This is a genomic window from Roseiarcus sp., from assembly GCF_052145395.1.
Classification (GTDB): Bacteria; Pseudomonadota; Alphaproteobacteria; order Rhizobiales; family Beijerinckiaceae; genus Roseiarcus.
The window spans coordinates 1-5,431 of sequence record NZ_JBKQOT010000672.1 but is presented as its reverse complement, the minus strand read 5'-3'; the positions used below and the strand labels follow the sequence as shown (position 1 = coordinate 5,431).

At 70.2% G+C, this 5,431-nt stretch carries 4 protein-coding genes; 2 read left to right on the top strand and 2 right to left on the bottom strand.

Annotation, left to right across the window (positions count from 1 at the left end; translation table 11 throughout):
* Positions 1-271: 271 nt before the first annotated feature.
* Together ACLP25_RS23020 and ACLP25_RS23015 are read left to right on the top strand one after the other, a co-directional pair.
* The gene (locus ACLP25_RS23020; protein WP_442471465.1) at positions 272-835 is read left to right on the top strand and encodes an SRPBCC family protein; all 564 of its coding nucleotides are present in this window, start codon (positions 272-274) and stop codon (positions 833-835) included.
* A 67-nt stretch (positions 836-902) separates the two neighbouring features.
* Positions 903-1,424: a TrmO family methyltransferase domain-containing protein gene (locus ACLP25_RS23015; protein ID WP_442471464.1), complete on the top strand. Its 522-nt coding sequence runs from the start codon at positions 903-905 to the stop codon at positions 1,422-1,424.
* Between the two features lie 851 nt (positions 1,425-2,275).
* On the opposite strand, the gene ACLP25_RS23010 is transcribed toward ACLP25_RS23015, so the two are convergent.
* Positions 2,276-3,682 (bottom strand): PEP/pyruvate-binding domain-containing protein, encoded by a 1,407-nt coding sequence (locus ACLP25_RS23010; protein WP_442471463.1) that lies wholly within the window; start codon positions 3,680-3,682, stop codon positions 2,276-2,278.
* Positions 3,683-3,868: 186 nt separating this feature from the next.
* Positions 3,869-5,431: DUF47 domain-containing protein (locus ACLP25_RS23005; protein WP_442471462.1), on the bottom strand; the 1,563-nt coding region annotated here is incomplete at its 5' end.

The window sequence follows — 5,431 nt, the reverse complement described above, 5'->3', positions numbered from 1 at the left end:
GCCTCCGCCCAGTGGGGCCGGAGAGGCGCCGGAGCACGGGCGGTTGCTGCGCCGGTACCTCGCGAGATAGACACAATAGCTCTCGCCTTGATTGAGCCCTCCCCTGCTCTCGTCGCCCCCCGCGCGGCCTTATGGACGGCGTTCGCGTTGGCGCTCACCGCACTCGCCCTCCCCGGCTCCCGCCGCACCGGTCGTCATGCCGCCGGATTCGGCATGGAAACTCTACGGCCGATCTGTCACGCCGCCCGCCGAGCCTTGGGGGAACCTGCCGATGAAGATGGACGACACGCAGCGCGTGCCCGCGCCGCAAGCCAAAGTCTGGGCCGCGCTCAACGACCCGGCGATCCTCAAGGTCTGCATCCCCGGCTGCGAGCGCCTCGACGCGACCTCGCCGACCGAAATGGACGGCGCGGTCGTGGTCAAGGTCGGGCCCGTGAAGGCGAATTTTACCGGCAAGGTGACGCTGTCCGACCTCGATCCGCCCAACGGCTACCGCATTGCCGGCGAGGGCTCTGGCGGCGTCGCCGGCTTCGCCAAGGGCGGCGCGACCGTGGCGCTCTTGCCCGACGGTCCGGACGCGACGCTGCTCCACTATATCGTCGACGCACAGATTGGCGGGAAGCTCGCGCAGCTCGGCGGGCGGCTGATCGATGCGACCGCCAAGAAGCTCGCGGGCGACTTCTTCCAGGCTTTTGCCGAAGCCCTCGCCGAGGCTCCCGCGGCGACGGCGGCGCAGCCGGCCGCCCCGGCGCAGAAGCGTGAGGGCTGGTTTGCGCGCCTGATGGCCGCGCTGAGGCGGCTCCTGGGGTTCGAACGAGCGGCGCGATCTTCTTGACCCGCCCTGTACCCCGCGATCGGTGATCGCGGCTGACGCGGCCAGCGGCGGCGTTTATGGTGCGCCCATGGACCGTGAAGACGATCTCCGTCTCAACGAGATCGCCGCGCCGAGGACCGGACGGCCCGACGCGGAGCTGGCGTTTATCGGCGTGATCCGCACGCCTTGGGCGACCCGCGGCGAATGCCCGCATCACGGCCGTCCCGACGGCCCGGTCTGCCGCATCGAGGTGAGCGAACCCTGGGCGGCGGCGCTCGACGGGGTCGAGAAGTTGGAGCGGATCGAGGTCTTCTACTGGCTGCACCTCGCCCGCCGGGACCTGATCCGCCAGAGCCCCAACCGCGACGGGACCACCAAGGCGACCTTCGCCATCCGCTCGCCGAACCGGTCGAACCCAATCGGGACGTCGGTCGTGACGCTGATCGAGCGTCACGACCGATGCTCCTCGTCCGCGGCCTCGACTGCGTCGACGGCACGCCGCAGATGCGCTACGACGCGGGCCGGGCGATCGGCCATCGCTTGCAAGGAATGCTGGCGCTCGGCAGGGGCGCTCTCGTCGAAGCGAAGACGCATCTCGAGCGCTCGATGAGCCTTGCCGACGCGGACCGCGACTCGTCCAGCACGCAGATCTTCGGGCAGAATCCGCTGGTTCACACGCAGGCGCTTCTTTGCCAGACCCTGTTCTGCCTCGGAGACGTCAAGGCGGCGTTACGCATCGGCCGCGAGGCGCTCATGGCGGTGGACGAATTGCGCCATCCGCATTCGACCGCCATCGCGCTCGGCTACATCGGCGGCAACGTGTTCGGCTATTGCGGCGCGACCCAGCATTTGCTGCGCGCGTCGCGGCGCATGCTGGCCTTGTGCGATCAGCACGACCTCCCCGGCTTCCGCCCGCACGCTCTCGGATTCCTGGGTTGGGGGCTCACGCAGGCGGGCGAGCTCGCGGAGGGCGTCGCCATGATGGAGTCCGCGGCCAAGGGCTTCGACGCGATGGAGTACACCCTCGGCGTCGGCGCCCATCTCGCCAACTTGGCCGACGCGCTCCGGCGGTTGGGGCGCCTCGACGACGCCAAGGCCGTTTCCGCGCGCGCCATCGACATTGTACGAAACTGCGGCGTCAGCGTCTGGTCCGAGCCCGAGATCCTTCGGGTCGACGCGCTGATCAAGCGCGATCTCGGGCAGGATAGCCGGAAGGGCGCGGCCGATCGCCTCTGGCGCGCCGCGGAGGATGCCCGCCGGATGGGATCTCCGGTTTTCGAGCGCCGTTGCCTGGTGAGTCTCATCGAAGTCGGCCGCGACCCGGAGATCGAGCGCAAGGCGCACGAGCGCCTGGGCGCGCTTCATCATCTCGACCGGCTGCCCGCGCTGGTCGAATCGATCATCGCGGACGCGCACGCGCCCGCCTGAGGCAATCTGCGCGAGCCGCGTCCCGCGCCGCGCTCAGGCCGCCTCGGCCCGCCATCGCCTGACGACCGCCGCCTCGGGCGCGTCTTCGGCGACGATGGCCCGCCGGCCGAGCGAGACTTCGCCGGTAGCGCCGTCGAGCGCGATCCAGTCGCCTTCGCGGATCGGACGATCGCCAAGCCTGCCCTCGCCGCGCGCTTCATCGATCGCAAGCGCCCGGCAGCCGACCAGGCAGACCTTGCCCATCTGCCGCGCCACCACGGCGGCGTGGGCTGTGCGCCCGCCGATTGCGGTCAGAATCCCCTCGGCGACGGCGAAGCCTACGACGTCCTCGGTCGAGGTGTCGCGCCGGATGAGGATCGCCGGTTCTCCTCGCGCGGCGACCTCCTTGGCGCGCGCGCTGGTGAAGCAGGCGCGCCCGCACGCGACGCCGGGCGAGGCGACCGTCGCGCGCCCCGCGAGCTCGGCGGCTTCCGCGAAGCGCGAGACGCGCGCGGCGACGGGATCGACGTCGGCGAGCCGGGCGAGCGCCTCCTTCCGGTCGATCAGCCCCTCCTCGACCAGATCGACGGCGATTTTGAGGGCGGCGCGCGGCGTCCGTTTGGCCGAGCGCGTCTGCAGGAACCACAGCTTGCCGCGCTCGACGGTGAACTCCATGTCCTGCACGTCGCGGCAGGCGGCTTCGAGCGCTTGCGCGCCCTCCGCAAGCTGGCGCGCGACCTCGGGCATGCGGCGCGCCAACACCGCCGCGTCGCTCGGCGACCGCCGTCCGGACACCACGTCCTCGCCCTGGGCGTCGGCGAGAAAATCGACATAGAGCCTCTTCTCGCCCGTCGCTGGGTCGCGTGAGAACGCCACCCCGGCCCCGGAATCCCCGCCGGAATTGCCGAACGCCATCGTCTGAACGGTGACGGCGGTGCCTTTGAGGCCTTCGAGGCCGTTGAGGCACCGGTATTCCTTCGCCCGCGCGCCTTCCCAGGACCTGTAGACCGCCTGCGCCGCCTCGGCGATCTGCTCGATCGGATCCTCGGGCGGCGCATGGCCGAGGCGAGTCGCCAGCGCGTGAAACTGCTCGACCAGCCGTTCGAGCGCCTCGGAATCAAGCTCGGCCTCATTGGCGACGCCCTCGGCTCGGACCATATCGGCCACCAGCGCAGCAAAGCCCCCCGGCGCGACACCGCCGACCACTTCCGCGTATCCCTGGATGAACCGTCGCCGGCTATCGAAGGCCATCCGCGGATTGCCGGTCAGGCGGATGAGGCCGTGCACGCTCACCGCGTTCATTCCGACGTCGAGGATCGTATCCATCATCCCGGGCATCGACCGCTCCGCGCCGGAGCGCACCGACACGAACAGCGGCGTGCGCGCGTCGCCGAGGCGGCGCTTCATCGCCTGTTCCAGCCAGCCAATACCCGCGACCAGGCCTTTGCGCAGCGCCTTCATGGCCGCCTCGTCACCCGCAACCACGCCGGCGCAGAGGCTCGTCGGCAGCACGAAGGCCGGAGGGACAGGAAGGGCGCAATGAGGCGAGGCGGGCCAGTTCGGCGGCCTTTGAGCCGACATCAGCGGCGAGAATCGGGCCGGGAGTCCCACCCAGGCCGATGTACACGGGTTCGAAATGCGTGTCGCTCATGCCGACAACCCCTGCAAGATGCGATTGCGCAGCGACATCGCCGCATGGGCGAGGCGGTCGGTCGCCTCCTCCAGGGTCTGGGCAATCTCGATCCCGAGAACGAGCGCGCGCGCGTCGCTCGCCGGCGCCGGGGCGCGCATGAGCGCGCCGATCGCGGCGCGCTCGGAGGCGTCGGCGTCGCGCTCGGCGTCGATCACCGCATCGACGCACTGGAGCGCGAAGGCGGCGTCGGCGCGCGCTCCCTCGGGAATTTGCAGCGCCGCCTCGACTGCGCGCACGAGTTCGGCCGCGCAATGACGCGCGACGCCCGCGAGTTCGCCGAGCGGCGCGCCGAGCGCGTCGGAGGCCTCGCCGTCGGGCGCGAGACTGATCAGAAACGCCGCCTCGTCGAAACAATCGGTCGCGTTCTCGACCTGGTCGATCACCGACAAAAGATCGTCGGCGTCGCGGACACGGGCGAAGATCTCCCGGGCCTCGACGGTGAGCCGGTCGCCCTTGCCCTCGATCTGCTTGGCGCGCTGGGCGAGAGACTTGCGTTCTGCGAGGCCCGCAAGCCCTTTCGGCTCGAAGACCGTCTCGATGGCGCCGGCCAGCGTCCGGGTGAGGCCGAGATGGCGCCGGACGACGGCCAAGAGCTCGCTCTCGGCGGTGTCGAGGCGCTGCGACAGGTCGGCCTGGATTTCGTCGCGGATGAATCGGGTCGAACGGCCGCTCTTCAAGCCGTCGCTCGCCAGATGCAGGACGTCGCGCAAGAAGGCGACGCATTCGCTCTCGCCCAACGCCGTCTTGAGCGGCACGCCGTAGGGGATGCGCCCCGCGGCCGCCCGCCGCACCGCGTCGAACACGAGGTCGGCGCCGCCGAGTTCGAGGAAGCCGCGGTGGCCGTCATCGCGCGCCGCCGACCCGACCAGGAGGTCGATCGCCTCGTCCTTGGACACGAAGGCCTGGAGCGCCTTGCGGGCCTTGTTCCAGTCGATCAGGAACACCAGCCGCGAGCCGAGGAAGGCGAGATACCGGTCGAGGTCGTCTTCGTCGCGCGCATGATAGACTCCGTGCAGCAGATAGAAGACCTCGCCTTTGGCGAGACTGCGGTCCTGGTTCTCGGCGAGCGGGCTCCATTCCACCCCCTGCCCTTCGAACAGCGTCATGAAGAACTTTGCCCGGACGCGATGGACGTCGGTGTAGGTGGTGGCGACGTCGGACCCCTCGACGTGGATGACGATGACATGCGCGTCGGTCGTCCCGATGTCGTTCTGGATCGAAAGGCGGGAACCGGCCCGGCCGGCGGTCGTCGCAAGCCCCGGATGGCCGAAGGCGAGCCGCGCGGTGCGGTTGAGGCCGGCCATGAAGGCGCGCACACGGGCGCTGTCGGCGTGGTCGAGGCCGTGCACCCGTGCGCCGTCGATCGTCTCGACCGCCGTCTTGGCGGCGACCGCGTTGAGCGCCTTGTGCAAGTCCATGACCAGGAGATGCAGCGTGTCCCGGTCGCCGCGGCTGGCCGAGGCGAGATCGGCCACCTGATGTTGGGCGATCCGATCGCCCTTGAAATCGGGAAGCGC